Below are 15,840 nucleotides of genomic sequence, written 5' to 3' on the forward strand. Positions count from 1 at the left end.
ACAGTAGAATAATGATACCCAAGTACACGATTTTAAAGGGATGGCATGTCTAATATACAGCCTCAACACTCGATCTATGACAGTACTTGCCTGGCGGAGCAAGTAGGCCGAGTGACTGTTGTTTGTTCAGAGCATCAACTGAACTGGATGCATGATATTGAGATCGCCGGTGTAGAGGTCGTCATCACAACGGCAGCGGATTGTTACAAGTATAACTTGAAGCGGATCCCTTCTGTTCTATTCCACGAACACGGGTTAATAGCCAGTGGTATCAAGCTATCTACCGCCATTCAAGATTTAGAAAAGATCTTGCTACGAAAAGCTAAGTACCGAAGAACTTAGCGGAGTACCATTCAACCTACTCGGTTAAATTTATTTAGAAAGCGCCCGGTAAATGGGTGCTTCCTAGCGTGAGTCATGATAACTCAGCGCTTTGCTTTTCCTTGATACACCTTCCGATTGTCGCCATTGCCGTGCCTCCTGTCCATTAACCATCATCTCCCTCCCCCTTCATTCTGATAAATATAAATTATCATATTTATAATTTTTGATAATTTAAATTGATAGTAATTATTACATATACTCATCCCATCAAAACGAATCACGCAACAATCATCAGAGTCTGGAGCAAATTATGAAAATGAATCACGTAGGTATCATGGTCGGCGATATGGATAAAGCAGTTGAGTTTTATACCAATGCTCTAGGCCTAAAAATCGTTATGGGTAACACCAAAGTTGTTGAAGAGCGTGAAACTGCTATTGGTAGAATGTGTATCGCTGTTTTCGGCGAAGGCTTCAAAGGCTTTAACATTGCTCACCTAGTAACAACAGATGGCATCGGAGTTGAGCTGTTTGAAATGAAAGAACGCCAAGAGCGTCACGAAGTCGATTTCTCACGCCTCGGTATTTTCCACTTCTGTCTTCAGACCGATGACTTCGCGGCTACTATCGAAAAAGTAGAAAAGTTCGGCGGTAAAGTACGTATGGATATCATGCGCTACCACCCAGAAGATGATAACAAACCAGCCAAAATGGTTTACCTAGAAGACCCGTTCGGTAACTTGTTTGAGCTTTACTCTCACACATACGAAGAAACCTACGCGTCTGATTACGAGTAATATTAATCAAAGCCAGCCGCTTCCGGCTGGCTTACTCGCAACTTGTTTAGGCATTACAATCTTTCACTCTTGATGATTGCGCGCCAGCTGTACTATTCACCGACTCACACAGCAAAATGAACGCAATTGCAAAGATAGGCAGGTGGCCCATCACATCTTTTGGTCCTGCAACATAGGTTGTGATAAGAAAAATCGTTGCTAGTAATCCCACCACTAACCGGTTGGCCAACCCCAATATCAACATCAAGCCAAGCAGCGCTTCACTTAATCCCACGAACCAAACAAAATGATGGTTGGTGAAACTCTCCCACCCGAATAATTGGAAAAAATTATAATAAGGGTACATATCGAGGAAAGTAAGCGATAAGCCGGGCAGCATTAATTTATTGTGAAGCCCCAATATCAGCAACTGTAAACCCAGCATCATACGCAACACATTCACCGCAGATTGCCTTCCACCCAGCTGTTGCACAACACCAGAGAACATTTTTTTATCGAACGGTGAAACATAGGGGCCTATAAGTACCAATGCGCCACCAATTCCCACCAGTTCAGGTAAATAATCAACAGCAGCCGAAAATGGCAATAATATGCTCGATACTAACGCGATAAGCAGTATTATAATGCCACTTATTGTGACAGAAAAGACCATAACCGTTGCCACTGCAATTTGCAGACAGATACCAATCATTTCTTGGCCAGTATTTAATTGCAGATTCGGTGCAATAAATTCACCAAGTACAACATTAAGAATGAAAAATAACGCCATCACAACGGTTAATATACGCCAGAAAAAAAAAGAATCTGTCATTACAGGGTTTGATGTGACCGGTCCTAACAAGCCTCTTCGAGTGACAATGGATGCAATAATACAAAATCCAAGAACAAACGTTAAGATAGAGGCGAACAACACATCAACAGGTAAAGTGGCATCCTTATACTCCGACGAGTTGACAAACCATCGTACATGGGCCCACGTTGGTAACGAAAATAAGCCAAAAAATAAGAGTAAGATCAATTTCATTCTATTTTCTCCTTGTTGTGAGCTAGCCCCCACACAGATGAAGGGGCTATTCCACTTTCAAGTGATGACAAAAATTGTTCGAGTTGTTCAAGTTGAAATGGGAAAAGGTAAAGCGGCTCTAGTTCCGTATGGTTTAATCCATTACGAGGCGAACGATTATAATAATCCAGTACCTCGCTGAGATGAGTAAATGAGCCATTGTGCATGTAGGGAGCGGTCAAAGTGATATTCCTTAATGATGGCACTTTAAAGGCATGGCGTAACTCTTCTCCCTTTGTTTTTAAATAGGTTAGCTCATCACAATTTCTACCCTGCCTATCGGCATACTGGCTTAAACAGTTAAACTCTCCGGACGTTATTTGTGCAATAGCAGCGAGTCGTCCTTCATCATCAATACTCTTAGGAACGGCGGTTGCTGTAAAATCACCATTGGAAAACATCGGGCCATTGTGACAACGTACGCACCCCCCCCGTTCACTAATAAAAATGCGGAGACCCGCCTCTTCGGCAGCGCTTAAGTATTGGCTTGCCGATTCAAAATCCTCCTCCACGACCGCATCAACATACCGATCAAACCGAGAGATCTCAGGCATAAGGCGAGCCTGATAAGCGGCGAGCGCTTTTCCGATGGAGGTAAAAAGCTGGTTTACCTTCGTTCGTTGCTCTTCACTTAACGCCTCCCAATCTCCGTGACTATCCGCAGAGGGTGTTTGTATCGTAGAGCCTTGCTCTGGCCGTTCTATTCGCTGCTGGAGGAACCATGTTAGTGCGGATGTTTCTCCAAACACGCTAATAAAGTCTTCTAAAAAATGGTTAAGAACAATATTAACCGCCTCAAGTCGGGTCAGCGCATGTTCTGTTGGGTCTTCTAGCGGAAATAGTGCCTGAGACCATAGGCTATCAGCCCGGCCATCCCAGAACTGCCAAGTAAAGGCTGCGGCACCAACGACAGTCGGTGTATTACGCTTTCCATCAACAGGCTTACCGGAGGTGAAATAGTGCTTAGGTTGATGGCAGTGGGCGCAAGAGGTATCCCCGTTTTGGCTAAGCAGAGGGGAGAAGAACAATTTTTTCCCCAGCTCTGCGGCAGCGTCATTGTCTACATACATATTACCGGGATCAGTCACTTTAGGGAGACTGGCTAAATGCAGTGACTGTAATTGCTTTAATTCTGCCGGGCTCCATTGATGGCGGGAAGTAAGCTCTTCATCAAGGCACCCAATAACTACCGCGCACAGTGATAAAAAAGTGACCGCCTTAAAGCATAAACTCAAAGATAAATTCATGGTTACGCTCTCTATCGTCCTTACATGATACGATCACTTGCCATAACCCTGGCATTTGAAATTTCAACCCATCCACTCGATACCGCCCCGCCTCTGTATCTCGATGCCATTGCGGTTGAGTGGGTAAGCCGTGCCTATGGGCAGGCATTCCTCCACTCACCTGCTGTGGACTGCAATCTGCTGCGATACCGTTGCCATCTGTTATTATCAAGTGCCAACTATGTATCTGGTTTATTGGAAGCTCCAATTCTGTCGTTGGCTGTACACTCTGCGCCAACCAACCGAACTCACTCACCGCTTCAATTTTCATTAGTGGTGCCGCAAACGCATTATGCAAAAATAAACCAAGGACAATCATGAGCCATTGAGACCTAACCATAAATATATTGACCTTATAAAATAATCTTGTTGTTAAAACTTATCTTTTCCTATGATTTTCCAACCCTAGATATTGACTAAATGATTAATAAAACAAACAACACACAATTAAATATTTAAGGTTGGCTCATGATATTTTTAATCTATAAGTGGAAAAATTTGCCATTGAGAATTATCTCATTTTCGCTGCAATTTATTCTTTATGAACCGGCATCACAAAATAAAGAAAGTCAATCACACATGCATAGCCTTTTAGTCAAAAGCCCCTTAATAACCATAATCTAAAAGCGGTTATATAACCAAGTTCACAAATGATTTTCTTTATTACATTTCGGATTTACTGAAAAATAAAAAAAGCCAGCCGTTTCCGGCTGGCTTGGTCTCATGTAATTGGGCAATTACACAAGGCTCGACTTAAAATACCGTTTGGTCATCAATCTTAGTTTGAAGTGCACTCAGTGCCTTTTCAACTAATTGACGACGCATGTATTTTTCTTCCTTCGGCTGCATTTTCGGATCACCCAGCGGGTGAGGAATAGCGACAGCAGGAATAATACGGTTCGCACCGACTGTTTTCGAAATAGGAACAACAGTTGCAATGTGAACTACAGGCATAACTTTCTCGATTTCTTTGACCATCGTTGCGCCGCAACGTGTGCAAGTGCCTCAAGTGGAGGTAAAGATAGCGGCGGTCACCCCGGCCTTCTGCAGTTTCATCGCGATCTCTGCGCCATATTCTTTGGCTTTCGCTACCGCAGTACCGTTACCTACCGTGGTGTAGAAAATATCATGCAGACTACCGATAACGCCTTCACGTTCCATGTCACGCAATACATCGACAGGCAATACGCGATTAGGGTTTTGGTTACATGCCACTGGGTCATAACCACCGTGAGCGGTTTCGTGAGTATCTTCACTCACCTCTTCCAACCCTTGGATACTGTACTCACCGTACTTAGACGCACTAGAGGATTCGATATGATCTGGGTTGCCCTTAGGCACAACACCACCCGATGTCACTAGCGCGAATTTTGCGGTGCTCAGCATTTCAACCGGCGGCTGAGGCTCAACACGGTCAAATACCGGCATTGGGTATTCTGTCGTAAACCCATCGCCCGAAAGCTTATTGATAAGCAAATCGACTGCACGCTCTGAACCACGCTTTTCTGCAAAGAAGTTAACACGGATACCGCGCGGCATGTAGCCTGCTTCTTCAGGGGAGCCCATTTCACCTTCAGTGTCGATGAAACGGTTAATCATTTTAACCATAGCAGGAATAGCTTTACGCATACTTGCTGCGCTATTGCCCGTTTCGACCATGTAAGCATACTGGCGGAAAAGCTCGTAGCCTGGGTTTTCGATGTACATGCCAGAAATGGTGGTAATACCCATCTCGTGCGCCACTTTTGCCACCGTACCACAAGCCATACCATAACGGCCGGCGTTGAAGGCTGGGCCCGCAACCACAAGATCAGGCTTTAGCTGAGCCAGAATTTCCTGCAGGCCATGGCAACATAGGCTTTCATTTTCATTGAAGTAAGAGTCACCACAGATAATGGTATGAGTCACTTCCGCTTTGTCCTGCAGCATGGTGTTCACTTGCGTGCCCACACCAACAGTACCTTCAACCACTTCCATAGGAATGTGGGCCATCTCTTCACCGCCTTTCTGGGCGAAGAACTGGTTTAAGTAATATACGACTTTAATTGTCATTTGAGTGTCCTCGCTTAGCTAGCTTTGGTGGTGAGGGTATGGAAACCAAGCTCACTGGTCGCACCGATAATCGCCTGTAGTTCTACAGTGATCGAGCCGTCTTCATGCAAGCTGCCATTGAAGCCCCCGGCAACCACATCTGCGTAACGGTCATAACCAATCACTGTGTCCATTGCTGGTAGCGTGACAAGCTGGTTGGCGTTACCGTTGGTGATCACCGCGTCCGCACTCTTGTGTGAGTCGGCCAGTGACTGGCTTTCACCGTTCTGGCCAGCGTATTCGTCGGTCAGAAGTACAGTCTTGATGCCTGCGGCTTCCAACTTGGCGCAGTTCATCATGAGGTCAGCATCTGGGTTACCAAAGCCTTCTTCACTGACAATTGCTGCATCCCAGCCCATTTGCTTAGCAAGCTTGACGGTAAAGTTCGAAGAGCGCTCTTTATCTTTCAAAGTGACGTTTTCGTTAGTCACGATAACGCCCATGAAGTTGTACTTGGTACCGTGATGACGATACAAGTCGTAAATCACCGGACTGTTCTGGTGAACAAGGCTGGTATTCTTGTCACAGGCAGATACGCAGTTACCACTGATAATGGCACCGTCCATGACTTCCGTTGGATACATCAGTGTTGGCAGAATGCCTTTCACGTCGACACCGTAGTAGTATGTATCGTGCAGCAAGCCTTGGCTTTGCAGCATGTAAACGTACCCTACTTTCGGTAGATGCGGGAATTCTGCAGCTTGCTCAAGCAGAGGCTTCGTTTCGTAAGTCTGGATTTCGTCCGGCTCAACATGCTCAGCGAAGCGGCCAATCCAACGCGCCGCTTCCAAACCAACCAAGCGAACAACGCCTTCGTGATCATATTGGTTGCAACTTTCATCAACTTCGCACTGAATAACCAAGTTCAGTGTTGATGAGAACGGCGTGTAATCCGCACCCGGACCGCTCATGTCGATGATCCCTTCTTGGAAACCAACGATCTCACCGGTAGTGACTACCGCCATGCCTTTCAGCACGTGAGTGCGGCCTTCACCGACCATGGCCTCTTCACCAAGGTGGCGGCCAGGGAAGATGCTGCCATCGCAGCCAACTTTGACTCGCGGCTCGATAACATCTTTAACCGGCATAATACGAACGCTGTCGCCAGGTTTGGCGATAGAAAGTGTTAACGCGGTGATGCGGTGATCCAACTCAGTCAGGTGGGCAATTAATGCCTGCTGATCAATGACCACGGTATTTTCTTTGACTTCGCTTACTGGACCAAAGGCCAGATCACGAACATGGATATTGCCTAGTTCGAGTTTCATGTGTTTCTCCAAACAAGCGTCAAATGGGAGGAGATCCCAAGATAGAATTGATTTAGCAAGGTGCCGGCCTCGGCTGAAGCCGGACAACCTGATTAGATACCGGGGTTAGCTGACCTTGAGGCCAGAACCATCCTCGGCAAACCCGACAACCCAACAGGGTTCATCTTGACTGCTAAATTCAGTTAATAACGCATCCAGACAATCTTTCGGTACAGCTGCCAGCAGGCCACCGGATGTTTCCGGGCAGCACAGCTTGCGATGCCAACTTTCATCTAGACCATCGTTGAAAGCTATGTCTTCACGATACGCATCGAGATTGCGTTTCGCCCCGCCAGGGAATAACCCTTGGGCGGCATAGTCTTCAGCTTCTGGTAAGAACGGCACCTGCTCCGCCTTGAAGTGCATACAGATATCACTTTTCTCTGCCATTTCATGGGCATGACCCAGCAGGGAGTATCCAGTAACATCGGTACAAGCTTTGACGGGGTAGTTGGCAAAAATCTCAGCCGCCTTGCGGTTTAGCTTTTTCATATTGTCAGTAGAGGCTTGGATCGCCGCCTGACTGGCTTTACCGCGTTTCGCCGCTGTTGAGATCAGTCCGGTACCAATCGGTTTGGTCAGTACCAGTACATCGCCACTTTCCACCGCCGCCTTGGTTTGCACTTTAGACGGGTGGATGGTGCCCATCACAGACAAGCCAAACTTCGGCTCGCTGTCTTCCACGGTATGACCGCCAACCAGTACCGCGCCAGCTTCACGGACTTTCTCCGCCCCGCCTTTGAGGATTTGGCCGACAACCTCTTGTGGAAGGTCGGTTGGCACACAAAAGATATTCATCGCCAGTGTTACCTGTCCGCCCATGGCATAGACATCGCTGAGGGCATTTGCCGCCGCAATAGCACCAAAGTCATAGGGGTCATCCACAATTGGAGTAAAGAAATCCAATGTTTGGATAACGGCAACATCGTCGTTGATTTTGTAGACGGCAGCATCATCACTTACCGTCAGCCCAACCATAAGATTGGGGTACGCTTGTTCGGGAAAAAGGGGTGAAATGGACTGCAGAACCTGCGCCATGGCCTTGGGGCCTATTTTAGCGGCTCACCCGGCTTTCTTGGTCATCTGCGTCAGACGTACTTTCTCTGTCATCTCTATTTCCTTTAAAGTGGACGGTAAGGGTACCCACAATTTGATATCTACATATCAGCACCTGAGCACCCAATGATCTATTCCAATAAAGCAGAATAGTGTAATTGTCTGGATTTAAAGCAAAAATCCATGTTAGCTGATATAGTCTGCCTCAACTAACTTGGCTTTTGCTTGTTCCAAATCATCTTTTGCCACTAGCACGATAGGGCCAGTACACCCCATCCCGGTACGGGCAAAAATCTTCGCTTTCCACAGTGCCTGGCAGGCATCTTCAATAGTGAGGATATCAATCCCACCTATCTCTGCATCAGTGACTTTCTCTGGTGGGGCGACCACCGCGTCTTTCACTTCAGCAGTCGGCTTCGCCGTACAATACTTGGTCAGTACACTGTTTAACCCTGATAGAGTCGCGGCTTCCCATTCCTCTTCAACGCGCTTCATAACCTCTCCTCTCGCAGCGTCAGCACACAACCTCATGGCACCTGCCACAACCGGTGCGCCTGACGCCCGTGAGATGATATTCACAGGTTGTTTCGTCGCGCCCTCACCTAAGCCCGGTCCATAGCCAAAGCCAGAAGCTTCATAACTACCACCAGTCGTAAATGACGAGAACATCTTCATCAGCAGGTTGCCTGTCAGGCTATCCGTTATCATCACATCCGGCGTGCCTTGAAGCAGATCGTTGCCACGCATGGCAATACCACCATCGGCCCGTCCTGATTCAGCAAACTGAATGTCATAACCACCCTGCTGGAGCTCACGCAGTGCCCGTTCGCACACTGCCGCACCATCAACATTGAGCACACCAACAGTCGGTTTTTCGATCCCTGTTGATTTCGCCAGCGCGATACCATAAATCGCATTTTTCAGCATTGCCGCCTGACGCTGGGTATCGGTCGTGCCCGTCGTTGAGGCGATGATCATCTCGCGCCCCGTTGCCGGTGTCACCACCTTACCCATAGTGCTCACCCCTAGAGGGAAGGCATAATGGAGGGTGACACAGCCGTCGAGCTGCTGCTCGGCAAACAGGCTTTCCATCACCTTGTGGCATTCATGCAAATCCGCTGCCGGATAACATTCAAAGCCACAATCAGCACCATCACAACCAATCAAGACAGGTTCAATATCACTGTACTGACGGGCAACCATGTGCGCCCCGCGCAGCAGTTCTTCACAACCGTGCTCACTGCCAACCAGAGTCAGGCCGATGCGACGTTTTTTGCCAAACTGACCACTCATCAAGCCATCAGCCATGGCATTGAAGGTATCGGCCAGTTGTTGATTCATATTCGCCATCTCAGCCTCCGATCACTGCTCGCCCTGTTTAGGGGTCAGTAGGTTCTCAGCCACATCGCGCATTGCCTGCGCAACGACTTGTTTAACCTGATTTTCGTCAAAGGCTTCAGCCTGCTTGCCGCTGTTCTTCTGCACCACAAAGCTGAGGCCATCGAACAGGTTAGTCATACGGCCCAGGAACAAGCTGCCTTTACCGACCATCATGAAATTATTGATTTCACCATTGACGATCATTTCACGGCCAAAGCCAAGGAAAGGGACCCCTGATGGGATGTGGCCTTGGGTAGGCGCGAAACCTGTCATGCCATGCTGCTGGACAAAAGCAGGGAGTTGAGTACGCTCCATCTGGCCTTCCTTCACCGCCAATGCCGCAATCATCTTGTAGTTTGATTCAGGCACATTACCGGCACCGGCAGGTTTGGTGATTTCTGGGTTTTGCATTTCGACCGAATACTTATCGATGTCGGTCATTTTCATGCCTGCGGCTTTGAGCGGGCTAGCAATCAACGCTGTCATAACAGCCTGAGGCGATGACCCTGTACCGATCTGGTGACGACCGATAATGTCCGTATTGATTTCAGGACTCACACCATCGTTTTCGGTCACCATGCAGGCAAAGCCAGCCAAGCAATCTTCCAATACCGGCATGTTTTGCTTCACATGGTCACGGCCATTCATGCCCAATTTGGCAACCGCGCCGCCTGCAACGACCATCACGTTCTTGAACACGCCGGATTTAACCAATGCTGCCGCCAAGGTCATGGCATGGGCCGGTGCGGCACAGAAACCACGGACATCTGAGCCTGTTGCGCGGTTACAACCAATAATTTCACCGATCGCTTTCGCGAAGTTACCGCCGCCGCGCTGGTTAACATCGCCACAGGCTTCTTCTGAACATTCGATAATGTAATCAACATTATCTAGATCAATGCCCTGCTGCTTGAGATGCATTGCCGCCATCACGCCCGATGCCTTGGTGCATAGATTTTCCAGCATGATGTGGGCGGATAGGTTTTCGTCTTCGTCGTGAGCGGCTTTCACACAGCCGACCAACTCGCCGTTCATCATCAGCACTTCGGCCTGATGATGCTCAACCAACGCCAAGATCTCATCTTTGCTGATCACCAGGTGGCCAGCCAATAAATCCACCTCGCCGTATAGCGGGTGTTGACCAACACTGGACTGGTAGGTATCAATGAAGTCTTGGGTTAGATGGACCAAGTTGAACACATCGACGTGATTCAACATGGCATAAAATTGTGGCTGACTATAGATTTCACCAAACTTACCTTGCTGAGAGGTATGTTCTTTATTCTCAAACCAAGGAAGGGGAATATCTGCCAGCTGCTCTGGGGTCAAGTTTCCGATGTAGCACTGGTTCGCGGGGTAAGATACCACTTCTTCGAATGGGCGAAGGTGGTCTTTCAACTGCTGCAAGTAGGCATCTGACGGATCTTTCGCCCTCGTCTGAACTTGCACCGAACCGTGTTGGATCAACACATCTGGGGTATGGGCAAGCATATAGCTCACGCCTTTTATTACTGCGTATCCCATTGTTACTCCTGCATCCGAGCCGGATAAGAGGTTCGAACCTGCCTATTTGTAAACAGGCCCGAACCAGCATTGAGATATACTTATGCTAATGCAGTTTCGCTGCGGTATTGTTGCATTTCCGCTTTGATAGCATCGACATCAAGTACCATTTCCATCATTCCAACTTGTTCTTCATAAACAGCCGGATCGACGGCATTTTTAACTTCGTCTTCAACCACGTGATAACAAGAAAGTCCTAACTGGACTCCCGCCAATGGTCCTGCAAAAGTCGGATCGCCGGTGGTGACGGTTTCACATGCTAGGCCAGAAGCTTCTGCTTCTGCGCCGCCAAGAATCACAACTAGATTCTCTGCGCCTTTTTCCTCAGCAAGGTTTTTAATCCGCTTTTGGTTCTCAAGATCCATTGCGCCAGCGCTTGTTCAGACGAAACATTCTGTAGTAGAGAAAGCAACGTGAGCACCTGTGGTTTTCATGCAAGCTTCGATTGCCTGCCCAGGTACGCCATCGCGGTCTCCAAGAATGATCACTGTTTTATTAGCGAACACAATCTTTCTCCCGATTAAACATACATTCCAAATTGCTCACGATACTCTTTGACCTCTGCCACGATGGCATCGACATCAAGTACCATTTCCATCATGCTGACCTGCTCGTCATAGATAGCAGCGTCGACATTGTCTTTTATTTCCGGCTCAACCACATGATAACAAGAGAGTCCCAACTGGACTCCGGCTAATGGTCCGGCAAAAGTAGGATCGCCGTTTGTTACGGTTTCACATGCTAGGCCAGAAGCTTCCGCTTCTGCACCGCCAAGGACGACAACCAGATTTTCTGGGCCGAACTCGTCAGCAAAACCTTTGATCCGCTTTTGGTTTTCCAGATCCATAGCACCTGCGCTGGTTCAGACGAAACACTCAGTTGTAGAGAAAAGAACATGCGCACCAGCTGATTTGATACAAGCTTCAATTGCTTGTCCTGGTACACCGTCTCTGTCTCCCAAGATAATAACTTTCTTATCTTTGAGCATTGTTCACTCCAAGGGTACGGGTTACTTAGTTTTTGATAACATTGTATTTACTGTGTGGTGATTGCTCACCGGTTTATTTGTGCCAACGGGCTGTTCACCCATTCAATACAAATTCGTTGCTGCCTTAGGCTGTTTCGGCCACAAAGCTTTCGATCATGCTTTCAACATGTTCGATTTCTAATTCTTCACCAGATAGGTGCTCAGCTTTCTCACCGTTACGGTAGAAAACAAAAGACGGAAGACCCATCACTTTCTGCGCCATCGCCAAGCGACGGTTGCCCTGAATATTTAGCTTGCAGAATTTGATTTCATTGCCGTATTTCTCAGCAAGTTCCATAACTTCTGGCATCAGTTCGATGCAGCGGCCACAGTTTTCGCTCCAGAAATCCACCAATACGATGCCATCAGTTTTGACTTCAGCATCAAAGTTTTCTTTGGTTAGTTCTATCATTGCGTTTCCCTTAATACAGAGTTTCTAACTCAGTAATATCCTTAACATCTACTCGCTTGGCTTCCTGCCCAGCGTCAAATCGGATCACAACAGGCACTTCAGATACCGAGAATCGACTCGCAATATTCTGGCTCTTATAAGTATCGATAGTCACAACACGCTGATCGGGGTTATCTTTGCAATTTAATTCAAGCTGGTTAATCACATCTAAACTTTCTTTGCTTAGCGGATTCCAAAATGCCACCATTGCAGTACCACCGAATTCAGAGACTGATTTACGCCAGTTTTCTTCTTCTTCGATATAACGGTCAGCAGCCACGGCTGCTACAGCACCATCACCCGCTGCGGTAACCACCTGACGAAGGAATTTGTCAGTTACATCACCAACCGCAAAAATACCCGGTACGTTTGTTTCTTGTTTTTCATTAGTCATGACATAACCTTGCGGGGTTAACGCCACTTGTTCTTTAATGAAATCCGTTTTTGGCACTGTACCGACAAACATGAAGACACCGTCTGTTGCGATTTCAGTGATCTCACCTGTTTTAAGGCTTTTTAGCTTAACGCCGTTAACCAACTCATCACCGGTAATTTCTTCCACCACAGAGTTCCAGACAAACTCAATTTTATCGTTGGCGAAAGCCTGCTCCTGTGCCGTACGATCCGCATCAAGGATACCTTGATCGTGCAGTACAACCATGGTGACTTTATTGACAAACTTGGTCAGGAAAACGGACTCTTCAACCGCGGTATTACCCGAACCAACCACCACCACATCTAACTCTTCATAAAAGTCAGCATCACACGTGGCGCAGTAAGAGACCCCTTTACCACGGAACTCCGACTCTCCTTTAATGCCTAGGATGCGGGGGGTAGCCCCCGTAGCGACAATAATGCTTTTGGTCTGGTACTTTTCACCTTTATTTGTGGTTAGGGTCTTAATAAAGCCGTCTTCAGCAATAGAAATACCAGTAACCAAACCACGGACAAAATCCACACCAAATTTATTACAGTGCTCACGGAACATATCCATCAACTGCGGGCCTGTAGCCTCCAGAATACCAGGATAGTTTTCCATTTCGCTTGTTGTTGCAGCCTGACCACCCGTATTCCTTTTATCTTCAATGATCAGGGTTTTCATTTTACCGCGCGCGGCATAAACACCAGCAGACATTCCACCTGCACCGCCACCGATAATAATGACATCGTAAAGTTCTGACATATTATTCACCGATTACTATTTCACACCACACTCTTATATAAATAGGTATAAAGAGTGCATTTAGAACAAATCAGTTTGTGCAGCCCCGAGTTTTGACGAGAACCAAATATCAATATTTGCCACTTTTAGTCACCAAAAGGACTGCCGTATCTCTATCGGGTAGATTTTTATTTTATATTTCAAGTCTTACCCAGTGTTAGCTTCTTGTTCGTAAAACTTATGGTTGATTATAATTAGTAATGTCATATTTTTTGTGAGCAAAGCCCAATTCCAGTATAAAACTCTACACTACGTACCATTATGATACCCAAGTCATATTAATACTTACAAAAACAGCCTTTTGGTGAATGGGTTGTTATCAGATAGATGCTAAAAATGTTCATATAGTGAATTTTTACGTAATTATTCTACTTATAGTGAATTTATACTCGATATGGAAACAAACGTGATCATGATTCAACAAAATTTTATAAATGCATCAATTTTGGCCAACCTAAACCATGGATTAGAAAAACTAATCATTTGAATCAATAAAAGTATTGGGCTTTATTAAACGGTAGATTACTCATTTCTTATCAAATACAAACCATCGTTTTCTACCGGTTATCTTTTCGAAATAGCACCATTTTCATTTCCTATTTTTTTAATTTTCATGGTGAGACTTTGCGCTAACAATAGGCTTTTAAACAGATGAGATATCTCTATCTCTGGCGTATGAAAGCATTTTTCCGCAAACCACTCAAAAACAACACCTATAGAATAATTAATTACAAAACAGTCAATAAATCAGCGTCAAATTCTATTAATTTTATCTTTACAAGCAGATCGAACTCACATTAAGCCGCAAATACAGAATGATAGTCTTCGCAGTGAAAATACATCCCCCCTTTTGGAGATAAGCAATGGAAACGCTGCAATATACAAATGGTTGGTTAAATCTCGACAACACACAAATTAATGACATCAATCATTTCTGCGAAGACTACAAGCACTTCCTCAATAAAGGCAAAACAGAGCGCCAATGCGTCAATGTCGCTATCGAGCAAGCCAAGCAACACGGGTTCCGTCCAATAGAAGAATACGAACAATTACAGCCTGGAGATAAAGCCTACTTCATTAATCGAAATAAAAACGTTGTACTGGCGATTATTGGTCACCAAGCCATTCAGGATGGGATCCGTTTTGTTGTTTCGCACATCGACTCACCACGGCTGGATTTGAAGCCCAATCCGATGCATGAAAAAAATGAGTTGGCGCTGATGCGTACCCATTATTATGGTGGCATTAAAAAGTATCAATGGGCATCACGTCCCCTCGCCCTCCACGGTATTGTGGTGACCAAGTCAGGCCGCAGTGTTGATATTGTGATTGGAGAAGAAGAGTCCGATCCTGTATTCACTATCCCCGATCTACTTCCTCACCTCGATCGCAAAGTCCAGCGCGAGCGCAAAGCAGATGAAGTCCTCAAGGGTGAAGAGCTTCAGATCATTGTCGGCTCTGTACCAATGGCCTTTGACGATGAAAAAGTCAAAGACAAAGTGAAGCACCATATCCTGACCAAGCTGTTTGAAAAATATGAGATCAGCGAGACTGATTTCATTTCTGCAGAACTGATGTTGGTACCAGCAGGCAATGCCCGTGATGTGGGCATCGATCAAGGTTTAGTCGGTGCCTATGGCCAGGATGACCGCATCTGCGCCTATACCTCACTAGAAGCCATTTTTGATATCCCTACCCCAGAGCAAACAGCAGTGTGCTTCTTGGTAGATAAAGAAGAAATCGGCTCATCCGGCGCAACGGGATTAGAATCTCGCTACTTGGAATTCTTTGTCGGTGAGTTACTACTCCGTCAAGCAGGCAACAACTATAACGACCAATTACTACGCCGCTGTTTATGGCGATCCTACGCGCTATCTTCTGATGTAAATGCAGGACTTAACCCGCTGTTTGAATCGGTACACGACGCTCAAAATGCCTCCAAGTTGGGTTACGGCTTGGTACTGACCAAGTACACCGGCCATGGCGGTAAAGTCGCTTCCAATGATGCCGATGCCGAGTACGTCGCAGCCCTGCGCCGTATCTTCGATGAGCATGAAATCACCTGGCAAACCGGCCTGTTGGGCAAAGTCGATGAGGGGGGCGGTGGTACTGTGGCTAAATACCTTGCTCACTATGGCATCAACACCATTGATGCCGGGGCAGCGTTGCTCTCCATGCACTCTCCCTTCGAGTTGTCATCCAAGTTCGACATTTTCGAATTGTACCGAGCTTATAAGACCTTCTATACCCAGTCACTTAATACAGGCAGCTAAC

General features: G+C 46.5%; 15 protein-coding genes. 3 read left to right on the forward strand and 12 right to left on the reverse strand.

Translation table 11 applies throughout. The features are described 5' to 3' along the window. Positions 1-45: 45 nt before the first annotated feature. Together L4D79_RS06260 and L4D79_RS06265 are read left to right on the forward strand one after the other, a co-directional pair. The gene (locus L4D79_RS06260) at positions 46-342 is read left to right on the forward strand and encodes a hypothetical protein (RefSeq protein WP_428648835.1); all 297 of its coding nucleotides are present in this window, start codon (positions 46-48) and stop codon (positions 340-342) included. A gap of 292 nt (positions 343-634) precedes the next feature. After that, positions 635-1,120 carry a VOC family protein gene (locus tag L4D79_RS06265; RefSeq protein WP_428648837.1) on the forward strand — a complete coding sequence of 162 codons (486 nt, stop codon included), beginning with the start codon at positions 635-637 and terminating at the stop codon, positions 1,118-1,120. A gap of 46 nt (positions 1,121-1,166) precedes the next feature. On the opposite strand, the gene L4D79_RS06270 is transcribed toward L4D79_RS06265, so the two are convergent. From L4D79_RS06270 to trxB, 12 genes are all read right to left on the reverse strand, one after another. Then, the gene (locus tag L4D79_RS06270) at positions 1,167-2,144 is read right to left on the reverse strand and encodes a hypothetical protein (RefSeq protein WP_428648839.1); all 978 of its coding nucleotides are present in this window, start codon (positions 2,142-2,144) and stop codon (positions 1,167-1,169) included. Further along, positions 2,141-3,430, reverse strand: a complete 1,290-nt coding sequence (locus tag L4D79_RS06275; RefSeq protein ID WP_428648840.1) for a cytochrome-c peroxidase — start codon at positions 3,428-3,430, stop codon at positions 2,141-2,143. The genes L4D79_RS06270 and L4D79_RS06275 overlap by 4 nt, the downstream gene beginning before the upstream one ends. Beyond that, the gene (locus L4D79_RS06280; protein ID WP_428648843.1) at positions 3,402-3,809 is read right to left on the reverse strand and encodes a FixH family protein; all 408 of its coding nucleotides are present in this window, start codon (positions 3,807-3,809) and stop codon (positions 3,402-3,404) included. Before L4D79_RS06280 ends, L4D79_RS06275 begins: the two co-directional genes overlap by 29 nt. Before the next feature lie 413 nt (positions 3,810-4,222). After that, a complete protein-coding gene (gene grdB / locus L4D79_RS06285) occupies positions 4,223-5,521 on the reverse strand; it encodes a glycine reductase complex selenoprotein B (RefSeq protein ID WP_428648846.1) in 1,299 nt (432 codons plus the stop codon). A 14-nt stretch (positions 5,522-5,535) separates the two neighbouring features. After that, positions 5,536-6,828, reverse strand: coding sequence for a glycine/sarcosine/betaine reductase component B subunit (locus tag L4D79_RS06290; RefSeq protein WP_428648848.1), 1,293 nt, complete (start codon positions 6,826-6,828; stop codon positions 5,536-5,538). 105 nt (positions 6,829-6,933) lie between these two features. Next, positions 6,934-7,977 carry a selenide, water dikinase SelD gene (gene selD / locus L4D79_RS06295; RefSeq protein WP_428648850.1) on the reverse strand — a complete coding sequence of 348 codons (1,044 nt, stop codon included), beginning with the start codon at positions 7,975-7,977 and terminating at the stop codon, positions 6,934-6,936. Between the two features lie 132 nt (positions 7,978-8,109). Then, positions 8,110-9,273, reverse strand: a complete 1,164-nt coding sequence (grdD, locus tag L4D79_RS06300) for a glycine/sarcosine/betaine reductase complex component C subunit alpha (RefSeq protein ID WP_428648853.1) — start codon at positions 9,271-9,273, stop codon at positions 8,110-8,112. Positions 9,274-9,285: 12 nt separating this feature from the next. Then, positions 9,286-10,827, reverse strand: coding sequence for a glycine/sarcosine/betaine reductase complex component C subunit beta (grdC, locus tag L4D79_RS06305; protein WP_428648856.1), 1,542 nt, complete (start codon positions 10,825-10,827; stop codon positions 9,286-9,288). Positions 10,828-10,907: 80 nt separating this feature from the next. Then, positions 10,908-11,372: a glycine/sarcosine/betaine reductase complex selenoprotein A gene (grdA, locus tag L4D79_RS06310; RefSeq protein ID WP_428648858.1), complete on the reverse strand. Its 465-nt coding sequence runs from the start codon at positions 11,370-11,372 to the stop codon at positions 10,908-10,910. 14 nt (positions 11,373-11,386) lie between these two features. Further along, entirely contained in the window at positions 11,387-11,854 is a 468-nt protein-coding gene (gene grdA, locus L4D79_RS06315; RefSeq protein WP_428648860.1) for a glycine/sarcosine/betaine reductase complex selenoprotein A, read from the reverse strand. Between the two features lie 124 nt (positions 11,855-11,978). Continuing rightward, on the reverse strand, positions 11,979-12,305 hold the full coding sequence (gene trxA / locus L4D79_RS06320) for a thioredoxin TrxA (protein ID WP_428648863.1): 327 nt from the start codon (positions 12,303-12,305) through the stop codon (positions 11,979-11,981). Positions 12,306-12,315: 10 nt separating this feature from the next. Then, on the reverse strand, positions 12,316-13,527 hold the full coding sequence (gene trxB / locus L4D79_RS06325; RefSeq protein ID WP_428648865.1) for a thioredoxin-disulfide reductase: 1,212 nt from the start codon (positions 13,525-13,527) through the stop codon (positions 12,316-12,318). 902 nt (positions 13,528-14,429) lie between these two features. On the opposite strand from trxB, the gene L4D79_RS06330 reads away from it, so the two are divergent. Further along, positions 14,430-15,839, forward strand: a complete 1,410-nt coding sequence (locus tag L4D79_RS06330) for an aminopeptidase (RefSeq protein WP_428648868.1) — start codon at positions 14,430-14,432, stop codon at positions 15,837-15,839. The last annotated feature ends 1 nt before the right edge of the window (position 15,840 follow it).

The organism is Photobacterium satsumensis (genome assembly GCF_050336935.1).
GTDB lineage: Bacteria > Pseudomonadota > Gammaproteobacteria > Enterobacterales > Vibrionaceae > Photobacterium > Photobacterium satsumensis.

Bases quoted from the DNA above. Each gene is read 5' to 3' on its own strand.
- grdD (WP_428648853.1), bottom strand. From the start codon at position 9,273: ATGGCGAATATGAATCAACAACTGGCCGATACCTTCAATGCCATGGCT.
- L4D79_RS06265 (WP_428648837.1), top strand. From the start codon at position 635: ATGAAAATGAATCACGTAGGTATCATGGTCGGCGATATGGATAAAGCA.
- L4D79_RS06290 (WP_428648848.1), bottom strand. From the start codon at position 6,828: ATGAAACTCGAACTAGGCAATATCCATGTTCGTGATCTGGCCTTTGGT.
- trxB (WP_428648865.1), bottom strand. From the start codon at position 13,527: ATGTCAGAACTTTACGATGTCATTATTATCGGTGGCGGTGCAGGTGGA.
- L4D79_RS06280 (WP_428648843.1), bottom strand. From the start codon at position 3,809: ATGGTTAGGTCTCAATGGCTCATGATTGTCCTTGGTTTATTTTTGCAT.
- L4D79_RS06330 (WP_428648868.1), top strand. From the start codon at position 14,430: ATGGAAACGCTGCAATATACAAATGGTTGGTTAAATCTCGACAACACA.
- L4D79_RS06260 (WP_428648835.1), top strand. From the start codon at position 46: ATGTCTAATATACAGCCTCAACACTCGATCTATGACAGTACTTGCCTG.
- grdC (WP_428648856.1), bottom strand. From the start codon at position 10,827: ATGGGATACGCAGTAATAAAAGGCGTGAGCTATATGCTTGCCCATACC.
- L4D79_RS06270 (WP_428648839.1), bottom strand. From the start codon at position 2,144: ATGAAATTGATCTTACTCTTATTTTTTGGCTTATTTTCGTTACCAACG.
- trxA (WP_428648863.1), bottom strand. From the start codon at position 12,305: ATGATAGAACTAACCAAAGAAAACTTTGATGCTGAAGTCAAAACTGAT.
- L4D79_RS06275 (WP_428648840.1), bottom strand. From the start codon at position 3,430: ATGAATTTATCTTTGAGTTTATGCTTTAAGGCGGTCACTTTTTTATCA.